This is a genomic window from Marinicella meishanensis, from assembly GCF_019931145.1.
Classification (GTDB): Bacteria; Pseudomonadota; Gammaproteobacteria; order Xanthomonadales; family Marinicellaceae; genus Marinicella; species Marinicella meishanensis.
This window is the reverse complement of sequence record NZ_JAIOUV010000010.1, coordinates 47705-68146: the sequence shown is the minus strand read 5'-3', so window position 1 is coordinate 68146 and position 20442 is coordinate 47705. Positions and strand designations below refer to the sequence as shown.

23 protein-coding genes and 1 tRNA gene are annotated in these 20442 nt (G+C 49.4%); 14 read left to right on the top strand and 10 right to left on the bottom strand.

From position 1 onward, the window contains the following. The first annotated feature begins 31 nt into the window (after nt 1-31). The 4 genes from glyQ to K7G70_RS15900 all read left to right on the top strand — a co-directional run bounded on the left by glyQ (nt 32) and on the right by K7G70_RS15900 (nt 6437). Nucleotides 32-952, top strand: a complete 921-nt coding sequence (glyQ, locus tag K7G70_RS15915) for a glycine--tRNA ligase subunit alpha (RefSeq protein WP_223789646.1) — start codon at nt 32-34, stop codon at nt 950-952. Nucleotides 953-954: 2 nt separating this feature from the next. After that, nucleotides 955-3039 (top strand): glycine--tRNA ligase subunit beta, encoded by a 2085-nt coding sequence (gene glyS, locus K7G70_RS15910; protein ID WP_223789645.1) that lies wholly within the window; start codon nt 955-957, stop codon nt 3037-3039. A 151-nt stretch (nt 3040-3190) separates the two neighbouring features. Then, entirely contained in the window at nt 3191-4114 is a 924-nt protein-coding gene (locus K7G70_RS15905) for a DUF6923 family protein (RefSeq protein ID WP_223789644.1), read from the top strand. Between the two features lie 145 nt (nt 4115-4259). Continuing rightward, the gene (locus K7G70_RS15900) at nt 4260-6437 is read left to right on the top strand and encodes a tetratricopeptide repeat protein (protein ID WP_223789643.1); all 2178 of its coding nucleotides are present in this window, start codon (nt 4260-4262) and stop codon (nt 6435-6437) included. A 22-nt stretch (nt 6438-6459) separates the two neighbouring features. Here K7G70_RS15900 and K7G70_RS15895 read toward each other — a convergent pair whose 3' ends face one another. From K7G70_RS15895 to rsmD, 7 genes are read right to left on the bottom strand one after another with little or no spacing between them, the layout of a single operon-like run. Further along, nucleotides 6460-7455, bottom strand: a complete 996-nt coding sequence (locus tag K7G70_RS15895) for an adenosine deaminase (RefSeq protein WP_223789642.1) — start codon at nt 7453-7455, stop codon at nt 6460-6462. 2 nt (nt 7456-7457) lie between these two features. Next, complete coding sequence (locus tag K7G70_RS15890; RefSeq protein WP_223789641.1) at nt 7458-7856, bottom strand: MAPEG family protein; 399 nt, start codon at nt 7854-7856, stop codon at nt 7458-7460. After that, the gene (locus tag K7G70_RS15885) at nt 7857-8702 is read right to left on the bottom strand and encodes an MBL fold metallo-hydrolase (protein WP_223789640.1); all 846 of its coding nucleotides are present in this window, start codon (nt 8700-8702) and stop codon (nt 7857-7859) included. Nucleotides 8703-8707: 5 nt separating this feature from the next. Beyond that, nucleotides 8708-10387 (bottom strand): gamma-glutamyltransferase, encoded by a 1680-nt coding sequence (ggt, locus tag K7G70_RS15880; RefSeq protein ID WP_223789639.1) that lies wholly within the window; start codon nt 10385-10387, stop codon nt 8708-8710. Then, on the bottom strand, nt 10384-10635 hold the full coding sequence (locus K7G70_RS15875) for a YfhL family 4Fe-4S dicluster ferredoxin (protein ID WP_223789638.1): 252 nt from the start codon (nt 10633-10635) through the stop codon (nt 10384-10386). Before K7G70_RS15875 ends, ggt begins: the two co-directional genes overlap by 4 nt. Before the next feature lies 1 nt (nt 10636). Continuing rightward, nucleotides 10637-11125, bottom strand: a complete 489-nt coding sequence (gene coaD / locus K7G70_RS15870) for a pantetheine-phosphate adenylyltransferase (protein ID WP_223789637.1) — start codon at nt 11123-11125, stop codon at nt 10637-10639. After that, a complete protein-coding gene (gene rsmD / locus K7G70_RS15865; RefSeq protein WP_223789636.1) occupies nt 11122-11679 on the bottom strand; it encodes a 16S rRNA (guanine(966)-N(2))-methyltransferase RsmD in 558 nt (185 codons plus the stop codon). Before rsmD ends, coaD begins: the two co-directional genes overlap by 4 nt. An 84-nt stretch (nt 11680-11763) precedes the next feature. On the opposite strand from rsmD, the gene ftsY reads away from it, so the two are divergent. From ftsY to K7G70_RS15815, 10 genes are all read left to right on the top strand, one after another. After that, nucleotides 11764-12909, top strand: coding sequence for a signal recognition particle-docking protein FtsY (gene ftsY / locus K7G70_RS15860; RefSeq protein ID WP_223789635.1), 1146 nt, complete (start codon nt 11764-11766; stop codon nt 12907-12909). A 5-nt stretch (nt 12910-12914) separates the two neighbouring features. Beyond that, nucleotides 12915-13925 carry an A/G-specific adenine glycosylase gene (gene mutY / locus K7G70_RS15855; RefSeq protein WP_223789634.1) on the top strand — a complete coding sequence of 337 codons (1011 nt, stop codon included), beginning with the start codon at nt 12915-12917 and terminating at the stop codon, nt 13923-13925. Continuing rightward, on the top strand, nt 13912-14181 hold the full coding sequence (locus tag K7G70_RS15850) for an oxidative damage protection protein (RefSeq protein WP_223789633.1): 270 nt from the start codon (nt 13912-13914) through the stop codon (nt 14179-14181). Before mutY ends, K7G70_RS15850 begins: the two co-directional genes overlap by 14 nt. 117 nt (nt 14182-14298) lie before the next feature. Then, a tRNA-Phe gene (locus K7G70_RS15845) sits at nt 14299-14374 on the top strand. Nucleotides 14375-14538: 164 nt separating this feature from the next. Then, the gene (locus tag K7G70_RS15840) at nt 14539-15777 is read left to right on the top strand and encodes a tyrosine-type recombinase/integrase (protein WP_223789632.1); all 1239 of its coding nucleotides are present in this window, start codon (nt 14539-14541) and stop codon (nt 15775-15777) included. Between the two features lie 2 nt (nt 15778-15779). Further along, on the top strand, nt 15780-16754 hold the full coding sequence (locus K7G70_RS15835) for a DUF6387 family protein (RefSeq protein ID WP_223789631.1): 975 nt from the start codon (nt 15780-15782) through the stop codon (nt 16752-16754). A 119-nt stretch (nt 16755-16873) separates the two neighbouring features. After that, nucleotides 16874-17071 carry a helix-turn-helix transcriptional regulator gene (locus tag K7G70_RS18120; protein ID WP_223789630.1) on the top strand — a complete coding sequence of 66 codons (198 nt, stop codon included), beginning with the start codon at nt 16874-16876 and terminating at the stop codon, nt 17069-17071. Continuing rightward, a complete protein-coding gene (locus tag K7G70_RS15825) occupies nt 17068-17397 on the top strand; it encodes a hypothetical protein (RefSeq protein WP_223789629.1) in 330 nt (109 codons plus the stop codon). Before K7G70_RS18120 ends, K7G70_RS15825 begins: the two co-directional genes overlap by 4 nt. Nucleotides 17398-17483: 86 nt before the next feature. Next, entirely contained in the window at nt 17484-17714 is a 231-nt protein-coding gene (locus K7G70_RS15820; RefSeq protein WP_223789628.1) for a hypothetical protein, read from the top strand. Next, a complete protein-coding gene (locus K7G70_RS15815) occupies nt 17711-18109 on the top strand; it encodes a hypothetical protein (protein WP_223789627.1) in 399 nt (132 codons plus the stop codon). The genes K7G70_RS15820 and K7G70_RS15815 overlap by 4 nt, the downstream gene beginning before the upstream one ends. 249 nt (nt 18110-18358) lie before the next feature. On the opposite strand, the gene K7G70_RS15810 is transcribed toward K7G70_RS15815, so the two are convergent. The 3 genes from K7G70_RS15810 to K7G70_RS15800 form a co-directional block, all read right to left on the bottom strand. Beyond that, nucleotides 18359-18706: a hypothetical protein gene (locus K7G70_RS15810; protein ID WP_223789626.1), complete on the bottom strand. Its 348-nt coding sequence runs from the start codon at nt 18704-18706 to the stop codon at nt 18359-18361. Between the two features lie 159 nt (nt 18707-18865). Beyond that, nucleotides 18866-19393, bottom strand: a complete 528-nt coding sequence (locus tag K7G70_RS15805) for a type II toxin-antitoxin system antitoxin SocA domain-containing protein (protein WP_223789625.1) — start codon at nt 19391-19393, stop codon at nt 18866-18868. Between the two features lie 490 nt (nt 19394-19883). After that, on the bottom strand, nt 19884-20279 hold the full coding sequence (locus K7G70_RS15800) for a hypothetical protein (RefSeq protein WP_223789624.1): 396 nt from the start codon (nt 20277-20279) through the stop codon (nt 19884-19886). Nucleotides 20280-20442 lie beyond the last annotated feature (163 nt).

Below are 20442 nucleotides of genomic sequence, written 5' to 3'. Positions count from 1 at the left end.
GCAGGGTTTTGCTTTGTCCTGGAATCAACCCATGGAAAACAACCCAACTCAGTGCCTGACTTTTCAGGACCTGATCCTCAAATTACAAGAATTTTGGGCGGCCTATGGCTGCGTGATCATCCAGCCGCTGGACTTGGAAGTGGGGGCGGGCACGTTTCACCCGGCCACCTTCCTCAGGGCCATCGGACCCGAGCCCTGGAACAGTGCCTATGTGCAACCATGTCGCCGACCCACCGACGGCCGTTATGGTGAAAATCCCAACCGCTTGCAGCACTATTATCAGTTCCAAGTGGTGCTCAAACCATCGCCCAGAAACATCCAGGATTTGTACTTGCAATCGTTGGCGGCCATCGGCGTGGATTCCTTGGAGCACGACATCCGTTTTTTGGAAGACAACTGGGAATCACCGACTTTGGGGGCCTGGGGCCTGGGTTGGGAAGTGTGGCTCAATGGCATGGAAGTCACTCAATTCACCTACTTCCAACAAGTCGGTGGCTTGGAATGCAAACCGGTGATGGGTGAAATCACCTATGGTTTGGAACGCCTGGCCATGTACCTGCAAAACAAAGACAGCATCTTCGATCTGATTTGGGCCGAAACGCCCAATGGCACCGTCACCTATGGCGATGTTTACCATCAGAACGAAGTGGAACAATCGGCTTACAACTTTGAGCATGCCGACGTGCCGGCCTTGTTCACGGCCTTCAATGAAGCCGAACAGGCCTGTTTGGCTTTGATCGAACAAGCCTTGCCACTGCCCGCCTATGAAAAGGCCTTGAAAGCCTCGCACCTGTTCAACTTATTGGATGCGCGCAAAGCGATCAGTGTCACCGAGCGGCAGCAGTTCATCCTCAAAGTGCGCAACATGTCCAAACAAGTGGCGCAAATGTACTACCAATCCCGTGAAGCTTTGGGCTTTCCGGTGTTGAAAAACCAAAGCAAGGAGGCTTGATCATGGCAGACATCTTGTTTGAATTGGGTTGTGAAGAATTACCACCAAAAGCCTTGTATGGCTTGTCCCAAGCCTTGTTTGATGGCGTCACCCGACAGCTGGCTGAGGCCGGTTTCAATTGGGACCAAACCGAGTCACGCTGGTTCGCCTCACCACGGCGACTGGCTTTTCAGTTGTTTGGCATTGACCAACAGCTGGCCGATCAGCGGCTGGAAAAGCGGGGCCCAGCGGTGGCCGCGGCCTTTGATGAGGCTGGCGAACCCAAGCCGGCGGCGCTGGGTTTTGCCCGCTCTTTGGGCGTCGAGGTGAGCGAACTGTCGCGGGTCGACACCGACAAAGGCGAGTACCTGACTCACACGGTGCAGGAAGCCGGTTTGCGCATTGACCAGGTGTTGCCTGAGTACATCGCCCAGGCCATCAAACAACTGCCGATTCCCAAGCCGATGCGTTGGGGCGACAACGAATTCAGTTTCATTCGACCGGTCCACTGGATGGTGTTGCTGTTGGATGATCAGGTCGTCACCATGGAGTTGTTCGGCATCCAAGCGGGCTCGGCCAGTCTGGGTCATCGCTTTCATCACCATGAAACCATCCACATCCCTCACGCCAAAGATTATGTGTCGGTGTTGCAACAAGCCGACATCATGGTTGACCAAAGCGCCCGCGAACAGCTGATCACAGACCTGGCCACCCAAGCCGCCCAAGGCATCAATGGGGTGGTGAAAATCGATCCAGACTTATTGGCCGAGGTCTCCAGCATAGTGGAAAAACCAGTGGCGGTGCTGGGTGAATTCAGCCAAGACTTTTTGTCGGTGCCCAAAGAAGCTTTGATTTCATCGATGGAAAAACACCAAAAGTATTTCCCGGTGGAGAACTCAAAGGGCGAGCTGATGCCGTATTTTGTGGCCATGGCCAACATCGAATCCAGCAACCCCGAAGCGGTCAAAAAAGGCTTTGAAAAAGTCATCACCCCACGGCTGGCCGATGCCCGCTTTTTTTGGGAAAAAGACCAAGCCAGGCCCCTGGCAGATAACATCCCCTTGTTGGAAAAAATGGTGTTTGAAAAAACCTTGGGCACCATTGCCGACAAGTGTCAGCGCATCAAGTCGCTGTTGCATTGGATGAAGCCAAAAATGGATTTTCAACTGGCCGATGCCGATCGGGCTGCCGAGTTGTTGAAAACAGACCTGATGAGCGACATGGTCGATGAGTTTCCTGATTTGCAAGGATTGATGGGTGGCTACTATGCCGCCGCACAAGGGGAGTCTGATGCGGTGGCCCAAGCCATTCGCGATCAGTACCTGCCGCGTTTTGTGGGCGATGATTTGCCGGCAACGGCACTGGGTCAGGCAATTTCCGTGGCCGACAAGGTGGACACCCTGTGTGGTATTTTTGCCGTGGGCAAGAAACCTTCGGGTTCGAAAGACCCTTTTGCCCTGCGCCGCGCGGCTTTGTCGGTGATCAACATTTTGAAAGACTGCCGCCTTCGCATCAATCATCAAAAATTATTGGGTCAAGCATTCGACAACTTGGGTTTTGCTGTAGACGATGCCATCAAAGCTGAAGTCTTTGGATTTTTCCTGGATCGATTGAAAAACCAATACCAATCCCAGGGTGTGCCGCATGATGTGGTTGGGGCTGTCAGTGGTGTCAGGCCTGATGATTTGGTGGATTTCGATGCCCGGGTGCAGGCCACCCAGGCCTTCAAGACCCAGGACTTTGCGTCATCTTTGATTGAAGCCAACAAACGCTCGCACAACATCATCGCCAAGTCCGCCCAGGACCTGGCAGTGGATGTGTATCTAAATCAGGTCGACACGGCTTTGTTTGAGGCAGAGGTGGAGCATGACTTGTATCAACAATTGAATGAGGTGGCAGGACAGCTGACCTCTTTGGTTGAGGCCCAAAACTATGCCCAAGCCTATGCACTGTTGTCACAACTGGCCGACCCCTTGGACCGTTATTTTGTCGATGTGATGGTCAACGCCGAGGATGAGGCGATCAAAATCAATCGCTTGACCCAACTCACTCAGGTCGGTCGACTGACTGGCATGGTGGCGGATTTGTCACAACTGGTCAAAAGCTGAAACGGTTAAAATGTCAGGCCCTGGTCCATTCGGTGCCAGGGCCATCTCACCCCCATATATTCAGCCCAAAATCAATGCGCCAATGGCTGGCAATGATGGCATTCTTGTGCCATCATAGGCGCCATTATTGTATAAGAAAGAGGTGGCTGTTATGAAACGCAAAAATATCTTGATCAAAGGACTGACCTTAATGGGTCTGTGGCTGGCAGCGTCGGCCCAGGCAGGGGTCAATGATTTCTGTGCTTACTTGCATCAGGCTGGTTCCCTGCAACAGGAGCCTGAAGTGTGCTCCAATTTTGTGCCAGTAGAGCACAAGTCATTGCCGGTGAGCAAATCGGTGCGCGGAGGATCTGTTGCCACTTCCTATATCTATGAGAGTCGGTCGACCGACACCATGTCCACCCATCCAGTGGATGATTTCTCCACGCAAAACACACTGGGCGTGGTCGCCAGCGATATATTTGCCATGGCATTCGATGAGAATGGCAATGTGTTGTATGGGTTGGAAAACATCAACAAGAATCTGGTTTCCATCGACCAAAGCAACGGCGCCTTGAACATCATCGGCCCCTTGACCAATGTGCCGGCACCCGACACCGTGACCGGCTTGGCCATTGGGCCGGATGGCAAGTGTTACGCGACCAGCACCGACGGGACCACCACCACTTTATACACCTGTGACCTCGTCACCGGCGAGTTGACCGTGGTGGGTTCACAAACCACCACACCCTTATTGATCGCCATCACCAGTGACTGTAATGGCACCTTATATGGTCACGACATTGGCGATGACAACATCTACACCATTGATCCAACCAGTGGTGCCGCGACGGTGGTGGGCCCCACCGGCTTGAATGCCAATTTTGCCCAAGACATCACCTATGACCGCGAGGATCAGCGGATGTATGGCTACATTTACACCGGCGGCGGTACCAACACCTATGGCACCATCGATGTCTGTACCGGGGCGGTCACGGCCTTGGCGGTGGACAACCCCTTGGGCGAACATTACGGTGCCTCAAAAACATCTTGTGCCCTGACTGACATCATCTTCCGCGGCAATTTTGATTGTTGATCATTGGTTTTGCCGGAACCCCAAAACGGCGCTTTGGCGCCGTTTTTTTTGGCTCCGATCTGGGTCTGGTAGTCCCCAGTGAGATTCTGATCTGAGGCCCCTTCGGTGATTGAAAAATCACCAGAGAAACGCGTACAATGCTTTGATGAGTATTTTCCAGGAATTAAAACGGCGCAATGTATTCCGGGTGACCGCGGCCTATGTGGTCATCGCTTGGTTGTTGCTGCAAGTGGGTGATGTGGTGTTCGAGGCCTTGGAAGTGGATGCCAGTGCCAACCGCTTGTTAATGGCCCTGGTGTTGTTGGGCTTGATCCCCACCATTTTGTTTGCCTGGGCTTTTGAAATGACCCCCGAAGGCATCAAACGCGACAAAGATGTGGTCCGTGATGAGGCCAATGAACAGCGCACCGCGAAAAAATTGGATTACCTGACCTTGGGGGTGTTGGTGGTGGTCGGCGTCATGAGCCTGTGGCAACATTGGAGCGATGAGCCAGAACCGGCGGCCACAGATGCGTCCACGCAGGAAATGGTCGATGCGGAATTCATTCCGGTCACCGCCAACATCGATGACAAATCGCTGGCGGTGTTGCCGTTCACCAATGTGGCGAACACCAGCGACAATGAGCCCTTCACCGTGGGGATCCATGATGATTTGATCACTTCCCTGTCGAAAATTTCGGCTTTGAAAGTGATTTCCCGCACTTCGGTGCTGAACTACCAAAGCACCGACATGCCGATCAGGGCCATTGCCAGCCAATTGGGTGTGGCCCACATCGTCGAAGGTGGGGTGCAACGGGTGGGCGATCAGGTGCGGCTCAATGTCAAATTGGTTGATGCCCAAAGCGAAGAACCCTTGTGGGCAGAAACCTACAACCGCGAGCTGACTGCCAGCAACATTTTTCGCATCCAAACCGAAGTGTCACAAGAAATCGCCAATGCCCTGAAGGCCCAGCTGACCGATGCCGAAGTGCAGTCCCTGGGCAAGCAGCAAACCGACAACCTGGATGCCTACAATGCCTATCTGGCCGGGCGGCAACGGTTGTTGAATCGGAACACCCAATCGCTGTACCAAGCCTTGAGCTTGTTTCAAAAAGCCACTGAATTGGACCCAGACTATGCCTTGGCCTATGTGGGTCAAGCCGATACCTGGAGCTTATTGAATGAATACAGTGATGTCAGTGAAGCCAACATGATGGAACAAGGTTTGCCGTTGATTGAAAAGGCACTTGCACTGGATCCCCAACTGGCCGAAGCCCACACCAGCCGCGCCAACTATTTGGCGGAGAAAGACGACTTGGAAGGGGCCAAGAATGCCTTTGAAATGGCCTTGGAATTGAATCCCAATTATCCCACCGCTTACCATTGGTATGGCAATTTATTGGACCGCATGGGGCAAACCGACCAAGCTTTGGCGATGTACCGCAAAGCGGTGGAACTGGATCCCATTTCACCGGTGGTGCAGACCAACATTGGTGCCATATTGTCAGGCAAAGGTCGCCATGATGAAGCCTTGGAACAATTCGAGCGGATCGTTGAACTGTCGCCAGATTACCCAGGTGCGGCCGGTGGCAAAGCCATGGTGTATTCCAACCAAGGCAAACTGGATGAGGCGATCAAATGGCAACGCATCGCCATCAAACAAGACCCAGGCAATGTCTCACGCAAAGCCGAATTGGCATCCCTGTATATGGATTTGGGTTTGACCGATCAGGCCCAGACCACCATCGAGGAAATCAAGCTGCAATCACCGGGTTATGAAAAACTGATCTACGTCGAGGCTTCCCTCGACATGTATCAGGGCAATTATCAGCAAGCCGCTGATCGTTTTGATCGGGCGTTTCAACTCAACCCCAATGAGTACAGCTATCTGGGCAACCTCACGTTTTACCAAATGCTGCTGGGTGAACACGAACAAGCCATTGCCAATTACCTGCGCTTGTACCCAGGCACCGAGGTCGGCCAGTTTGCGGTGACCGCCGAAAACTTTGACAGCACCATCAACATGATTCACTTGTGGCAAGTGACTGGCGAGGCGGAGAAGGCCGCTCGCTTGATCAATGAGTTGGAACAACTGTTGGCTGAATTCCCAGAATTGAACAATGATTTTCGCCAAGCGATGGTGGCCGCCGTCAAAGGTGAGTATGATCAGTCAGCACAATTGTTTTATGCCGAATACAAGAAAGGGGGCAGCCGGGGTTATTGGCGCGGCGAACATCTGCCGATGTTGACAGAAGTGCTCAACACCGATTTCAGCCAAGAGTTTTTGAGCATTTATGAGTTCGAATTGAACCAACAACGCCAGCGGGTGCTGGCGTCATTGTAAGCCCTGTCTGTCCGAACGCAACTCAGCCAAAAGCATTCAACGCTTTGAGGTGGATGCTTTTGATGTCATCTGGCAGGAAGCTGGCCTTGAATGAATTTTCCACCAGGGTGAAAATTTCGTCTTCTGACAAACCAACGGCGTCGGCCAACTGCTTGAAGTTGTCGTTGATGTAACCCCCAAAATAAGCCGGGTCATCGGAATTGATGGTGGCCAACAGGCCTTTGTGCAGCATGGTTTTGATCGGATGCAGGGCCAAGTCTTTGACCACTTTGAGTTTTAAGTTCGACAGCGGACAAACGGTCAGGGCCAAGCCTTTTTGGGCGATTTGGGCGGTGAGGAATTCATCGTCCAAACAGCGGTTGCCATGGTCAATGCGGTCCACCGCCAACAGGTCGATGGCTTGTCGCACATATTCAGCCGGGCCTTCTTCGCCGGCGTGTGCCACCACTTTGAAACCGTCTTGTTTGGCTTGCTGAAACACCCTGAGGTATTTTTCAGGTGGGTGCCCGAGCTCAGAGGAGTCCAAGCCGATGCCGATGATTTTGTCTCGGTGCTTCAGAATTTCCGGATACAAATCCAGTGCCGCCTGTTCCGGCAGGTGCCGCAAGAAACAGGCGATGATGTGAAAACTGATGCCCAGTTGGCTTTCGCCGTCTTTGAACGCCCGGTACAGGCCATTGATCACGGTCTCAAAGGCGATGCCACGATCGGTGTGCGACTGGGGATCAAAAAAGATCTCGGTGTGCACCACGTGGTCTTCGCGGGCCCGCTGCAAATAAGCCCAAGCCAAATCATAAAAATCCGCTTCGGTGCGCAACACATCACAACCCAGGTAATAAATATCGAGGAATTCCTGCAGGTTGTTGAAGTCATAATGGGCTTTGAGTTCTGCGACCGAAGCATAAGGCAATTCAATGCCGTTGCGCTCGGCCAGTTGAAACATCAGTTCGGGCTCCAAGGAACCTTCGATGTGCATGTGCAACTCGGCTTTGGGCAGCATGTGGATCCATTCTTGCATGGTTATGCCACCGCCCTGGCTATGAAATAACCAATGTTCAAGCCGGCCAACAGCAGGATCACCAACCAGGTGATGGCGGTGCCATAGAAGCGTCCAAAAGTGGCGCCTTTGCCTTTGACCAGGCCGCCCGGATGGAGCAAACGGCCCAGCACCAAGGCGGTGCCAATGCCATGCAACATCCAGGGATTGCCGCCATTCAATTCGAATATGGCAAACAGGATCAGGGCCAAGGGAATGTACTCCACGGCGTTTTGTTGGGCGCGGATGTGGCGGATACCGACGGCATCGCCGCCGTCACCGATGTCCACCCGTTGGCGGCGGCGAAACACCACCACTTGGTAACACAACCAAATAACGATCAAGGCCAGTAATGAAGCGTATAAGCCAGTGATGTGTAACATTCAAATCTCCTCTAGCAATGTGGTTATGGGGTCAACGGCGCTGAACCGATGATCCTCTTGTTGGATGTGGGAAGCCACCACTTCAGGGTCGTGGGTGTAAAACAAGCGCAACTTTTGCGCCACGACTTCTTCCAGAAACGTTTGTTTCTCGTCGATCAATTGTTCGGGAAAACGATCATAGCCCATGGAAATGGGCACATGGACCCAAGCGGTGCCGGGTATCAAATCGGTGGCAAACACCAAGTCACCAATCTGGGCATGCATCAAGCCAGGGGTGTGGCCTTGGGTGTAACGGAACAACACATCAGGTCCCAGCAGTTCATCAAAATCGCCACTGACCAGGCGCAAGCGATTGGACGCCAACAACAAATCATGCAGCGGTGGGATGAAGGACGCCCGATCGCGCGGGTGCGGTCGGATGGCTCGTTGCCAATGGTCCGAGCCAACCAGGTATTGGGCCTTGGGGAACGCCAGTGCGGGTGACTGATCCTCACGCCAGGCAGTGAGCATGCCGCCGGCGTGATCAAAATGCAGGTGGCTGAGCACCACGGCATCGACATCACCCGGTTCACAGCCCAATTCGCGCAATGAGTCCAACAACACATGGCAGTCTTGATAAACCCCAAATCGCTGTTTCAGTTTCGGTTCAAAGAAATGGCCAATGCCGGTTTCAAACAACACGGTCTGACCATTGAGCCCCTCAACCAACAAGGCGCGGCAGGCCAACTCCATGCGGTTCAACTCATCGACCTCGACCCAACGCGACCACAAGGCCTTGGGGGCATTGCCGAACATCGCCCCGGCATCGAGTTTTTGGCGGTTGCCTTCGACCGAATACAGTTTCATGTACTTTATTTTACCACGGCCGAACCGGTGGTGGTGCGGGGATCGCTGGCGGCATCCACCGCGCCGGTGGTTTTGTTCCAGGACACCGCGTGCATGTTGCCCCAATCGCCTTTGTGCTGATGAATCACATGACCCTTGGCTTGCAGCGCTTCGATGGTGGCCGGGTCCAAGGCGTCTTTTTCCAGGTACAATTTGTCCGGTAAGTACTGGTGGTGGTAGCGGGGCTTGCTGACCCATGAATGCACGTTGTTGCCATCAAAGTGATCCAACAGACCGAGCAACACCATGGTGATGATGCGGCTGCCGCCAGGTGTACCCAGCACCGCCACCTGATCATCGGAAAACACAAAGGTTGGGGACATGCTGGACAGCGGGCGTTTACCCGGCTCAATCTTGTTGGCGTCATCACCGATCAGGCCAAAGGCATTCGGTTCACCGGGTTTGGCGGAAAAGTCATCCATCTCGTTGTTCAACAATACCCCGGTGCCAGTGGCAATGAAGCCGGAAGCCAGGCCGGTATTGACCGTCAACGTGGCCGAGACCATGTTGCCTTCGGTGTCGATGATGGAGAAGTGGGTGGTGTCCTCCCCTTTGGGGTTGTCGTTGATGCCAGGCAGGTAATCAGAAGGCATGGCTTTGACCGGGCTGATGCTGGCGCGCAAGCCAGCGGCGTAATACGGGTGGGTCAACAATTGGATCGGCACCTCAACAAAATCGGTGTCGCCCAAGTAAATGCTGCGGTCGCGGTAGGCCCGACGCATCGCTTCGGTCACCAGGTGGATGCGTTTGACCCGGTCCATGTCGGTCAAATCCCAGGCGGACAAGATGTTCAAAATGGTGGCAATCGCGATGCCGCCGGAAGAGGGTGGCGCGGCGGTGACCAGCTGGTGGCCGCGGTAATTGGTGGTGATCGGATCGCGTTCCTTGATGGTGTAGTTTTGCAGGTCCTCCAGGGTCCAAATGCCGCCATTCTCGCGCACTGCCTGCACCATTTTTTCGGCCACTTCACCGGCATAGAAACCGGCTTTGCCGTGCTTGGCCACCGCTTTGAGTGTGTTGGCCAAATCGGATTGGATGATCAGCTCGCCTTCCTTGGGCACTTGGCCATTGGGCAGGTAAACCGCCATGGAAGCCGGGTAACGCTTGAGCACTTTGGCTTTGCGTTCGATGGTGCGGATGATGCGGGGGTAGGCCGGAAAACCTTTTGCGGCTGCTTCAATGGCCGGTTGTAGGGACACCGCCAAGGGCAATCGCCCATAGTGCTTGGCCAGGTGTTCAAAGCCAGCAATTTCTCCGGGAATGGCCGCCGCCAAAGGCCCGTTCAAAGCCAAATCGCGATTCACCTCGCCGTTTTCATCCAAATACATGTCGGCATGGGCGGCGGCCGGGGCTACTTCGCGGCCATCGATCATCACGTTTTTGCCGTCTTGGGCACGGTGCAGCAGCCAAAATCCGCCCCCGCCGATGCCCGATGACTGTTGTTCCACCACCGCCAAAGTGGCACTGACCGCAATCGCCGCATCAAAGGCATTGCCACCCTGGGCCAGGATCTTGTGCCCCGCTGCGGTGGCCATGGGGTGGGCGCTGGCGATGCCGGCTTGTTTGGGCAATTGCACTTCGCTGCTGTGAATGGCGCTGCTGCCAATCAACAAGCAACAGGCCAGTAATGTCTGTAAAACTCTCATAATTCCTCGGTTAATCTTTGGTACTTCAGCAACAATTCGGCTTCGGTTTCTTCGTGGTTGGGGTCTTTGGGAATGCACTCTACCGGGCAAATTTCGGCACATTGGGGCTCATCAAAATGGCCCACGCATTCGGTGCAGCGATCCGGATCGATTTCGAATATTTCTGGCCCCATGTAAATCGCTTCATTGGGGCACACCGGTTCACAAACGTCGCAGTTGATGCATTCTTCGGTGATGATCAGTGCCATGTCATTGACTGAATTTTTCTTTCAGGGCCGCTTGCACAATGGGATCGGCAAACTCCGACACGTCACCATCTAGCATGGCGATTTCCTTGATCAAAGAGGAAGACACAAAACTGTATTGTTCGGCTGGGGTCAGGAACATGGTTTCGATGTTCGGGATCAAATGGCGGTTCATGCTGGCCAATTGGAACTCATATTCAAAGTCTGATACTGCCCGCAAGCCTCGTAAAATCACATTGGCATTCACTTCGGTGGCAAAGTCGGCCAACAGGGTGTCGAAACCAACCACTTGCACGTTGTTCAAGGGGGCCAGGATGGTTGAGGTCATGTCGATGCGTTCTTCTAAAGAGAACAGCGGGCCCTTGCGCCGCGAATCGGCGATGGCCACAACCAATTGATCAAAAATTTTGGCACCGCGTTTAACCAAGTCGGCATGGCCGTTGGTGATGGGGTCAAAAGTGCCCGGATAAATTGCAATGGTGGGTTTTGTCATGTTTTTTGCCACAGTTCGAAGCACACTTGACCGGCTTGTTTTTGTTTCACCAGGGTCCAGTGGGCTGCATCCAAAGGTCCAATGTCCTGCTGGCGGCCGTATTCTCGATACAGCCAGCCATCAGGGCGAATCAAGGGCGTGATTATACCACTGATCGCGGGCAATTCGTCACTGTCGAACGGGGGATCCAAGAACACCAAATCAAAGGCTGCCAGTTGCTGGGTTGAGGCCTGATGGACGAAATGTTGGGCACTTTGATGGCGGATGTCGATGGCTGGCAGTTGCAGCACCGACTGGTTTTGTTGCAATTGTTGTACCGTGACCCGGTTGTTATCGACACAAAGCACCCGGCTGGCGCCCCGCGAGGCCGCTTCAAAACCCAGAATACCAGAACCGGCGTACAGGTCCAACACCGACCAGCCATGCAAGTTTTGTCCCAACCAATTGAACAGGGTCTCGCGGATGCGGTCGGCGGTCGGGCGCAGACCGGGCTGGTCTTCCACTTTGATTTTACGTGACCGGTGGCTGCCACCGGTGATGCGGATTTGTCCCATGGCTGTGGCTTTTATGTCATGAACATGACTTGTTTTTGCTAGAATATGCGCCATATTTTAACGGAATTCACCCAGCAATCCGCCATGATTAAGTTTTTTAAGAAGAAAAACAAAAAGAACCAGCCAGACCAGGACGTTGCGGCCCCAGATGATTCACCTCAGTCCACCCAGTCAACAGCAAGCGATGCGGTGCCAGCCGTCCCCCAAGATGCACCTTTATCGGCGGAACAGGTGGTCGACCAAACCGCTCAACCCGCAGCCGACCCCGGGGTCCCGGTGTCCGAACGGGTGACGGCTGAAATGCCGGTGGTGAACACCGAAGCCGCGGCACCGCTGGAGCAAAAGCTGACCAAAACCAATGCCAACTTTGGGCAAAAAATGAAGCAGCTGTTCTCCCTCAAGAAGAAAATCGATGAGGACCTGTTTGAGGAGTTGGAGACCACTTTGTTGATGGCTGATGTGGGGGCCGCCGCCACCATGGATGTGCTGGAAAAAGTCCGCATATCTTTGAAGCGGCGTAATTTGTCTGATGCCGATGCGGTGTTCGGTGCCTTGCGCGAACAACTGACTGAATTGGCCAGCACGGTGGAACAACCGCTGGTGGTGGATGCCAGCAAACAACCGTTTGTGATCCTGGTGGTGGGCGTCAATGGTGTGGGCAAAACCACCACCATTGCCAAATTGGCCCGACAATACAAAAGCCAGGGCAAGAAAGTGATGTTGGCTGCGGGTGACACCTTCCGTGCGGCCGCCGTGGATCAACTGAAAACCTGGGGCGCCCGCGAGGACATCCCGGTGATGGCCCAGGACACCGGTGCCGATGCCGCTTCGGTGATCTTCGATGCGATGAATTCGGCCAAAGCGAAAAACATCGATGTGTTGATCGCCGACACCGCCGGCCGCCTGCACACCCAAGCCAACCTGATGCAGGAGCTGGAAAAAATTTCGCGGGTGATGCGCAAAAATGATGAAACCGCCCCCCACGAAACGCTGATCGTGATCGATGGGGGCACCGGCCAGAACGCCATCTCCCAAGTCCGCGAATTCAACAAAGCCAATCAACTGACCGGAGTGGTGATCACCAAACTGGATGGCACGCCCAAAGGCGGGGTGCTGTTTAACCTGGCCGCTGAATTCGGCATTCCGGTGCGGTACATCGGGGTGGGCGAGAAGTCATCCGACCTCAAACCTTACCGTGCGGCTGAGTTTGTCGAGGCCATCATCAGCTGATTGCCTTGAACTTCAGCCAACGCATTGTCCAGTGGCAGCAGCGGCATGGCCGCCATGATCTGCCGTGGCAACAAGCCGCCGATCCTGAATTGAAGCCCTACCATGTGTGGCTGTCAGAAATCATGCTGCAACAAACCCAAGTGGTCAAAGTGATCGAATACTTTGATCGCTTCATCAGTGCCTTGCCAACCTTGGCTGATTTGGCCAAAGCCGAAGAGCAGCAGGTGTTGGCATTGTGGTCTGGCTTGGGCTATTACAACCGCGCCCGATACCTGCACCGCACCGCCCAAATCTGTGTGGCGGATCACGCGGGACAACTGCCCCAAAGCCTGGATGAGTTGGTGGCCTTGCCGGGCATAGGCCGTTCCACCGCCGCTGCGATCCTGTCATTGGCTTTCGCACAGCCTGAGCCGATCATGGATGGCAACGTCAAGCGGGTTTTTGCCCGACATTTTTTGGTCGCTGGTGAACCGAACCATAGCCAAACCCTGAAACAACTCTGGTCATTGGCCGATGAATACAAAGAACTGGATCACCCAGCGGCTTACACCCAAGGCCTGATGGACCTCGGGGCCACGTTGTGTACCAAGCACCGGCCGCAATGTGGCCGCTGCCCGGTCCAAGCAACGTGCCAGGCCCATGCCCAGGACTGTGTGGCCGCTTATCCGGCCAAGAAAAAACGGGTCAAACAACAAACCATTGAGTTGCATGGCGCCTTGATTGAACGCGACGGCAGGCTGCTGTTGCAGCAACGGGGGGCTGATGGCATTTGGCCAAACCTGTGGTTTTTACCGACCCACAGCCAAGCCACGGCAATCCAGGCACAACACCCCGAAGCCCGACACCTGTTCAGCTTGACCCACAAACTGACCCATCGTATAGTGCACATTCACGTGTACCGGGTGGCCAAACCTGAATCACCAGCAGACCTGACTTGGGTCCACCGTGATGAACTTAATAATTGGCCCCACCCCAAAGCCTTGAATCACCTACTGGAACAACATGACAACCATTGACTGCATCAAATACGGCGAAGGCCAAGAGCCCATCCCTTACACCCCGTATCCCGGTGAACTGGGACAACGCATCCAACAACAGGTCGGTTTCAAGTTCTGGCAAGAATGGCTGGCACAACAAACCATGATCATCAATGAAAATCACTTTTCACCGATAGATCCCGAGCACCGCCAAATCATTGAACAAAAAATGGTCGAGTTCCTGTTCGAAGGCAAAGACGTCACCCCGCAAGGCTTTGCCCCGGAAGCAGACTGAGGCCAGGCCGCGATCAAGCCCTAAATGTCTCAAACTTTGCATTTAAGGTTTGACACCACCTGATGGCATTATTATAATTCGCGTTCCTTGTGCAGACGACCTGTCTCACAGCGGTGTGCCCGGATAGCTCAGTCGGTAGAGCAGGGGATTGAAAATCCCCGTGTCGGTGGTTCGATTCCGCCTCCGGGCACCATTTGTCCCTTTCAACACATCTCATAAAACTTTAATTTAGACATCAAACCCTTAAATCATGCGGTTTTCTTACTGCATAAGCATTCATAAGGTCGCTTGACAGCCCACGTAATCTGGGGGTACAGTTGGGGGTGCAAATGAAGCAATTTTGCTTTCATGCGTTCGATGTACCCCCAAATGGCCAAATTAAACATCAATGCGCTAAATGCGCTTAAACCCAAAGACAAAGCCTATAAAGTCTTTGATGGCGGCGGTTTGTTTCTTCTGGTTCATCCAAATGGGTCTAAATACTGGCGTTTGAAGTACCGCATTGAAGGTAAAGAAAAAACCCTGTCCTTGGGGGTATATGGATCAAAGCCAAGCCAGGTATCATTAAAGGCTGCCAGATTCAAAGCCCAGGAAGCCAAAGCGCAAATTGCAGACGGTCTTGATCCATCGCAAGCCAAGCAACAAGAAAAAAAACAATCATCCGGTGCTTACACGTTTCAAGCCATAGCCGCTGATTGGCTAGATACACGGGCCAACGAATGGACCGCACGTCACATCAAAAGCGTGACCACTTCGCTTGAAAAAAACATATACCCCCATTTGGGTCATGTGGCCATCAGTGAAATCAGCCCGGTGCAATTGCTGGATGTTTTAAAGCGCATTGAAAGCCGTGGGTCGTTGGAAATGCTGAAAAAAATACGCCAAAGGTGCAATGCGATCTTTGTACATGCCAAATTCAAAGGACTGATAGACAGCAACCCGGCAGAGGGCATTTCACAAGTATTGAAAAAGCACAAAGCCAAAAACCACCAAAACATCAAAATCAAAGAATTGCCCGAATTGGTCGAGGCCATCAACAGCCACCCATTAGAGCCGACCACCAAAGCCGGTTTATTAATCGCCCTATACACGTTTCAACGCACCAATGAAATCAGGTTTGCCCAATGGCATGAAATCGACTTTGAACAAAAGTTTTGGACCATACCCGCCGAACGCATGAAAATGAAGCGTGAACATGTGGTGCCATTGTCAAGGCAAGCCTTGCAAGTCTTGACAGATTTGCAACCATTAACCGGACACTATGATTTTGTTTTTGCATCATCACACCGCCCCCAAAGCCAGCCCATGAGCAACAACGCCATGCTTTATGCGCTGTACCGCATGGGTTTTCATGGCCGCATGACCGTTCACGGTTTCAGACACCTCGCATCCACCAGTTTAAATGAAATGGGTTTTGATGGCCGTTGGATTGAAAAGCAACTCAGCCATGAAGATAAAAACACCATACGTGGCACCTACAACAAAGCCGAACACATACATGAGCGCACCATCATGATGCAAGAATGGGCCGATTTTGTAGACCGTGCCGATGGGTCAAACGTAATTTCATTACGCCAATCAAAAGAAATAGACTGAGAATGGACTTTTCAAAAAACATTGATTTTCCACCTTGGTATGACAGCGGCAGATATTATGATCTTGTTCAAAGTTTTAATCTATTCGATTTCTACTGGAATTTAAATTTGAGGTATTTAATTTCTGGTAGCCTTTTTTCAGCTGGTCGATATTCATCCAATATTAAAAGCATAGATAAAAAAGCAATTCAGGATAATGTTGATTCTAAAATCATGAGTCAATGGTTAAACCATACCTTGGAAAGAGTACCTTCCGATCTCATGCGCAAGTATTATCACGAACTTGCAAATGAAAAAGTTACTGATAATTTACACCTCAGAAAAGATGTTAAGAGGGATAAACTATTCAGTAAATCTATCAGCCCATTAAACTGGAGAAAAATCAAAAAAATTGATCTCGATTTTCAGCAATTATCAAAAAATCACCTTAGTGAAAAGGAAAAGTCTTTACTTAATTTACATTTAAAAAATCATATCTCTAGATTTGAGGTTGAAACAGATACTGACTCATTTCTTGAAAGCACAAAACCATACAAAGAAGAAAAAATATTCGATGTAATGTATGAGCCAATATGCACGATTTGGGCCGGTGAAGATTCGCATAATGTTCAAATTAATATTGATATGAGGACTCCAAACTCAGTATTAATCAAAGAGTTTGAGAACCTGCTGAAAAACTTAAGAAAAATAGAGGGCTTAGACTTTGATAAAGGTAAAAAGTCAAAGCCAATAACTTTTGGTCGATGGATAGAATTTAAATTATTTGAATACTTTGATTTATCCCTCTGGTTTGCTTATACAGATCAGAAAATTACTGATTATCAAATGGGATGCATTCTATTCCCAGATGAATATGAAAAGGATGTTACTGCAATAATTAGAGGGTCAACAAGAAGGTATTTAGATTACATACTGACAGATGAATATAATCAAAAACTGTATTGGGAAGTATGGGTTTTGTTAGATGAATTTAAGTAGGTGTAGTAAAAACTACCTGCTTTTTACTGCACATCAAATCACCATCAATTTTCGCTTGTTTACGCTTTAAACCTCAACACTTATCATGAAGCTTCATTCATTCGTTTTACGAGGTTTAAATGCAAAATTTTTTAAAAGTATATCGACCTATTGAGGTAGCCAGAATTTTCGGAGTCAGTCTATCAACCATTGATAGATGGGCAAAAGAAAATCCAAATTTTCCGAGAAAGGTCAAGCTTGGGGGTCGGGCCGTTGGCTATGACCATGCTCAGATCATAGAATTCTTTGAAAAGTGTAAAGAGGGGTGTAACCAATGAGCAAACATCCATTTCACACTTCAGAAAAGCCACATAAGGCCGCTAAATTGGGTTTAAAAAGAAAAACCCCTATCAAGGTAGCACTTCAGAATCCCAACAGCCGAAAACACGCTATTTTTGCCCATTGCTGGCATTGTTGTGGTGGCGTGTTGGAAGTCACCAAACATGACAGCGAAATCAGGCGCGAAATTCGCGAATGTGGGATTGAGTCTTGTTCATTACACAAGTTCAGGCAGTACAAAAGTAAAAAGCCCGAAGCTTTGGCGAGCGGTTCGGGCTTGGATTCGTCGGTTAAACAAATCAGCGAGGTTAGACATGATGACTAAAGCAACGCTTAATCCCCATTTTACGTTTATTCATGTTGAAACGCAAAAGCACACTTTCATGGGCATGGCCCGTGTGGGGGTGTGTCATGAGTAAATTGCAAACACGATCATTATTGCTTGATGTTTCAGAGAACATTCAACTTTGGCAATGGCTTGAATCAAAAGAGCTTGAGCTGGTTTTCAATGTTGGGCTTGGATACAAACGAAGCTACCAATCTGATGATGTGGGCCGTTTTGCCAGCATTTTGGTTACGCATGGTCGCTTTGCGGATCACTCAGCAGCTTTAGAAGCGATCAATGCGAGGTTGGTATCATGAAGTACGATTATGAGCCTTACATCAAACCGGGCACTTATCCGGTGGTCTATTTTGGCCACCGGTTTGAAACCAAGTTTGGCCGCCCCACGTTGGTTCTACAGTTCACACTGGCAGAATTGACCGAACACGAAAACGCGGTTTTAACCAAATATTTTCCAATCAAACGGTTTAACAACAAAGGCGGATTTTCTGTCACCAAAAAACAGCAGTTCCCCAAGTTCTGGCTTTCGGTGTTTCCCGATCATGATTGCTCAAGAATGGACCGTTTTACACTGTCAAAACTTGAGGGTGTGGTATTAAACGCAAAAGTAAAACCAGGAACGCATGACTTTGAACAAAACGAAATACCCAAGCCATTACAGGTATCAAAGATTGTCAGCCTTGCGCCGCTATAGTTTGCAATGATTGATGAATGCTTTTTTCTGCAAACGCCTGTTAAACAATGCTTTTTTTATGCTTGTTTGTGGTTGGCATACTGAGTAGATAAGAACACATTAGATGGGAAAAGAAAAGATATATAAAAGTGTGTGTAAAAACTTTTCCAGCGTGGCGCGTAGGTGCTGGATACTACCATCATAAGTTTAAATCCTACAGTACCCCAAAGAGCCGCCTATTTGAGCATGGTTCTTTGGGGAAGCCAGATGTTACATTTCATTTAATCTGTTTTGTACTGAATGAGAAATTTCTTCAATTTCGTATTGTGACAGCATTTCATTATTTTCAACTGCAAATAATACCCTACTAAGACATTCTTTAGTCAGCCATCCTTTATGCATCTTGCTATAGTTATTTATCACAAGTTCTTTAATCTCTTCTAAATCTAGTGTTTGAATTGTTTCTACACATTTTATGAATGAATCATGTCTTAGAAAAGTATGTGTTTTGTGTGAAATTTCCACATGCAAATGTTCAAGGTTTTTTCTTTCCCAAACTGCATGAATTCTTGAATTGATAAAAAATGCAAGCAACCGAGGGCTGGTTGAAACAATCACAATGAATTTTTTTTGGGGGGATCTATGAAATCACATTGAAGAAATAAAACGCTTCCAACCTTAAGGTTATTTGATGCTAATTGAAAAAGCTTTTTAACATCATCTGAACCCATAGCTTCCTTGCTTGTATCAATTCAATATTAAGTGTTAGCCCTTAGTTTAAGCATAGATATTCTTGTGCAAGTCTAATAACAAGTCACCATCCTCGAGGGTTTTAATTACTTCTTTCATATCCATTAACTGATTAACTTCAGCATTCTTCCATGCTTCATCATGACTAAGTGCGCCTAAGTCCGATTTTTTACTAATCTCAATAACTTCGTCTATGCAGCTTAAGTCTGATTTACTAAACACTTTTAAATCTGGCTTTTCTATTTGCTTGGCATAGTTATTAACTATTGTGATTTTTGGTGATTTTGAAACAGACAAAGGTTTCCCGTCTCTGATGTCACACCAAAAGTTATATGTTTTTGAAGGCACTGGGCCTTTTTTCATAGCTGCATATACATCGTTAAAAATAAACCTTCCGTAACGTTCCATGTGCAACTTATCGGCGAGATAAAAAACTTTCAGAATATTGTAAGTATTTTTCTTCTTCGCAGGCATTTGTTCTGTCACATAGGAAAATGCCTCAAAAATTTTGTCAATATTTGGTTTTCTCAATTTGAAATACTTGAAAGCGCTCATAACCAGATAATAATAATCTGTCCAAAAAAAAACAACTCTAAGACCAATTATTTTGTGTTTTGTTCAGGTTTTTTATATGAAAGTAACAATTTGTGGTTGATTGAGTGATTTGACTAAAAAAGGGGTTTTCCACTGCTTTAGACCGATAATTTTCAAGCACCCTAAAAAAGCCCATTTCCGGCCACGTTGGGAAATTGAATTTTTGGGTACGTTAAGTAGCTTAAATTTCGTAACACTGTAAAAGGGTTTTCCGACACCATAAAAATAGTGTTTGAACATCAAGGCAAATTGAATTTCTTCACACTATAAAAAGGGGTTTCTCCATACGTTTATAATTGAATTTTTCGGCACTGTAAAAGGGTAAATTGCTGTGTACTAAGGAAATAATTTTTCAGTACGTTAGGAATAATTTTCTTGCACTATAAAAAAGGGTTTTCCGGCGCGCTTGAAAAATTGTTTTTTCAGTCCTTAAAAAAAGCCATTTTCGACTCTATTCAAGAAACTCCCTAACCATTGGAGGGCTTGATGAAATAACACCAATACAATCTTCACATGTTGCAATCAGCCATTCAGATTGATTTGATTGGTCTGTATTGAGTATATGCATGTAATGATTTTTGACTCGATCGCGCCATCCACCTGATTCGATTTGATAAATGATGTGATTGGTCTTGAAGTTATTGCCAGCCCAATATGACAGACAGTCGTTTTCATTGAGATATTGAAATGCATATGCGCCTGGAAAATAAATTTCGATGTATGAATCATCATCAATTGGCCCGGAAGCTACAATTCTGAGGCCGCTTTGTCCATATGAAAATTCTGTAACTGAACTATAGCTTGCCCATTTGTATTCATTGCCAAATGGTTTTGAAATAATTTCCATTTTATTGCTCCATTAGAAATGTATTATTTAGCATGATGCTATCATTAGAGGTACAGGTAAAGTTGAACTTTTTTTCTCATAGTGTGAATTTCTGACACTATAAAAAAGAGGGTTTCCTTACCCATAAAAACCATCAAGTCATAACATCAAGAATCCAATGTGG

Excerpts from the sequence above, each read along its gene's own strand:
- K7G70_RS15825 (WP_223789629.1), top strand. The coding sequence starts at position 17,068 with ATGAGCAAACATCCATTTCACACTTCAGAAAAGCCACATAAGGCCGCT.
- K7G70_RS15900 (WP_223789643.1), top strand. The coding sequence starts at position 4,260 with ATGAGTATTTTCCAGGAATTAAAACGGCGCAATGTATTCCGGGTGACC.
- K7G70_RS15800 (WP_223789624.1), bottom strand. The coding sequence starts at position 20,279 with ATGGAAATTATTTCAAAACCATTTGGCAATGAATACAAATGGGCAAGC.
- glyS (WP_223789645.1), top strand. The coding sequence starts at position 955 with ATGGCAGACATCTTGTTTGAATTGGGTTGTGAAGAATTACCACCAAAA.
- ftsY (WP_223789635.1), top strand. The coding sequence starts at position 11,764 with ATGATTAAGTTTTTTAAGAAGAAAAACAAAAAGAACCAGCCAGACCAG.
- K7G70_RS15805 (WP_223789625.1), bottom strand. The coding sequence starts at position 19,393 with ATGAGCGCTTTCAAGTATTTCAAATTGAGAAAACCAAATATTGACAAA.
- K7G70_RS15905 (WP_223789644.1), top strand. The coding sequence starts at position 3,191 with ATGAAACGCAAAAATATCTTGATCAAAGGACTGACCTTAATGGGTCTG.
- K7G70_RS15885 (WP_223789640.1), bottom strand. The coding sequence starts at position 8,702 with ATGAAACTGTATTCGGTCGAAGGCAACCGCCAAAAACTCGATGCCGGG.
- K7G70_RS15840 (WP_223789632.1), top strand. The coding sequence starts at position 14,539 with ATGTACCCCCAAATGGCCAAATTAAACATCAATGCGCTAAATGCGCTT.
- K7G70_RS15815 (WP_223789627.1), top strand. The coding sequence starts at position 17,711 with ATGAAGTACGATTATGAGCCTTACATCAAACCGGGCACTTATCCGGTG.
- K7G70_RS15890 (WP_223789641.1), bottom strand. The coding sequence starts at position 7,856 with ATGTTACACATCACTGGCTTATACGCTTCATTACTGGCCTTGATCGTT.
- ggt (WP_223789639.1), bottom strand. The coding sequence starts at position 10,387 with ATGAGAGTTTTACAGACATTACTGGCCTGTTGCTTGTTGATTGGCAGC.
- K7G70_RS15820 (WP_223789628.1), top strand. The coding sequence starts at position 17,484 with ATGAGTAAATTGCAAACACGATCATTATTGCTTGATGTTTCAGAGAAC.
- rsmD (WP_223789636.1), bottom strand. The coding sequence starts at position 11,679 with ATGGGACAAATCCGCATCACCGGTGGCAGCCACCGGTCACGTAAAATC.
- K7G70_RS15875 (WP_223789638.1), bottom strand. The coding sequence starts at position 10,635 with ATGGCACTGATCATCACCGAAGAATGCATCAACTGCGACGTTTGTGAA.
- K7G70_RS18120 (WP_223789630.1), top strand. The coding sequence starts at position 16,874 with ATGCAAAATTTTTTAAAAGTATATCGACCTATTGAGGTAGCCAGAATT.
- K7G70_RS15835 (WP_223789631.1), top strand. The coding sequence starts at position 15,780 with ATGGACTTTTCAAAAAACATTGATTTTCCACCTTGGTATGACAGCGGC.
- coaD (WP_223789637.1), bottom strand. The coding sequence starts at position 11,125 with ATGACAAAACCCACCATTGCAATTTATCCGGGCACTTTTGACCCCATC.
- K7G70_RS15850 (WP_223789633.1), top strand. The coding sequence starts at position 13,912 with ATGACAACCATTGACTGCATCAAATACGGCGAAGGCCAAGAGCCCATC.
- K7G70_RS15895 (WP_223789642.1), bottom strand. The coding sequence starts at position 7,455 with ATGCAAGAATGGATCCACATGCTGCCCAAAGCCGAGTTGCACATGCAC.
- glyQ (WP_223789646.1), top strand. The coding sequence starts at position 32 with ATGGAAAACAACCCAACTCAGTGCCTGACTTTTCAGGACCTGATCCTC.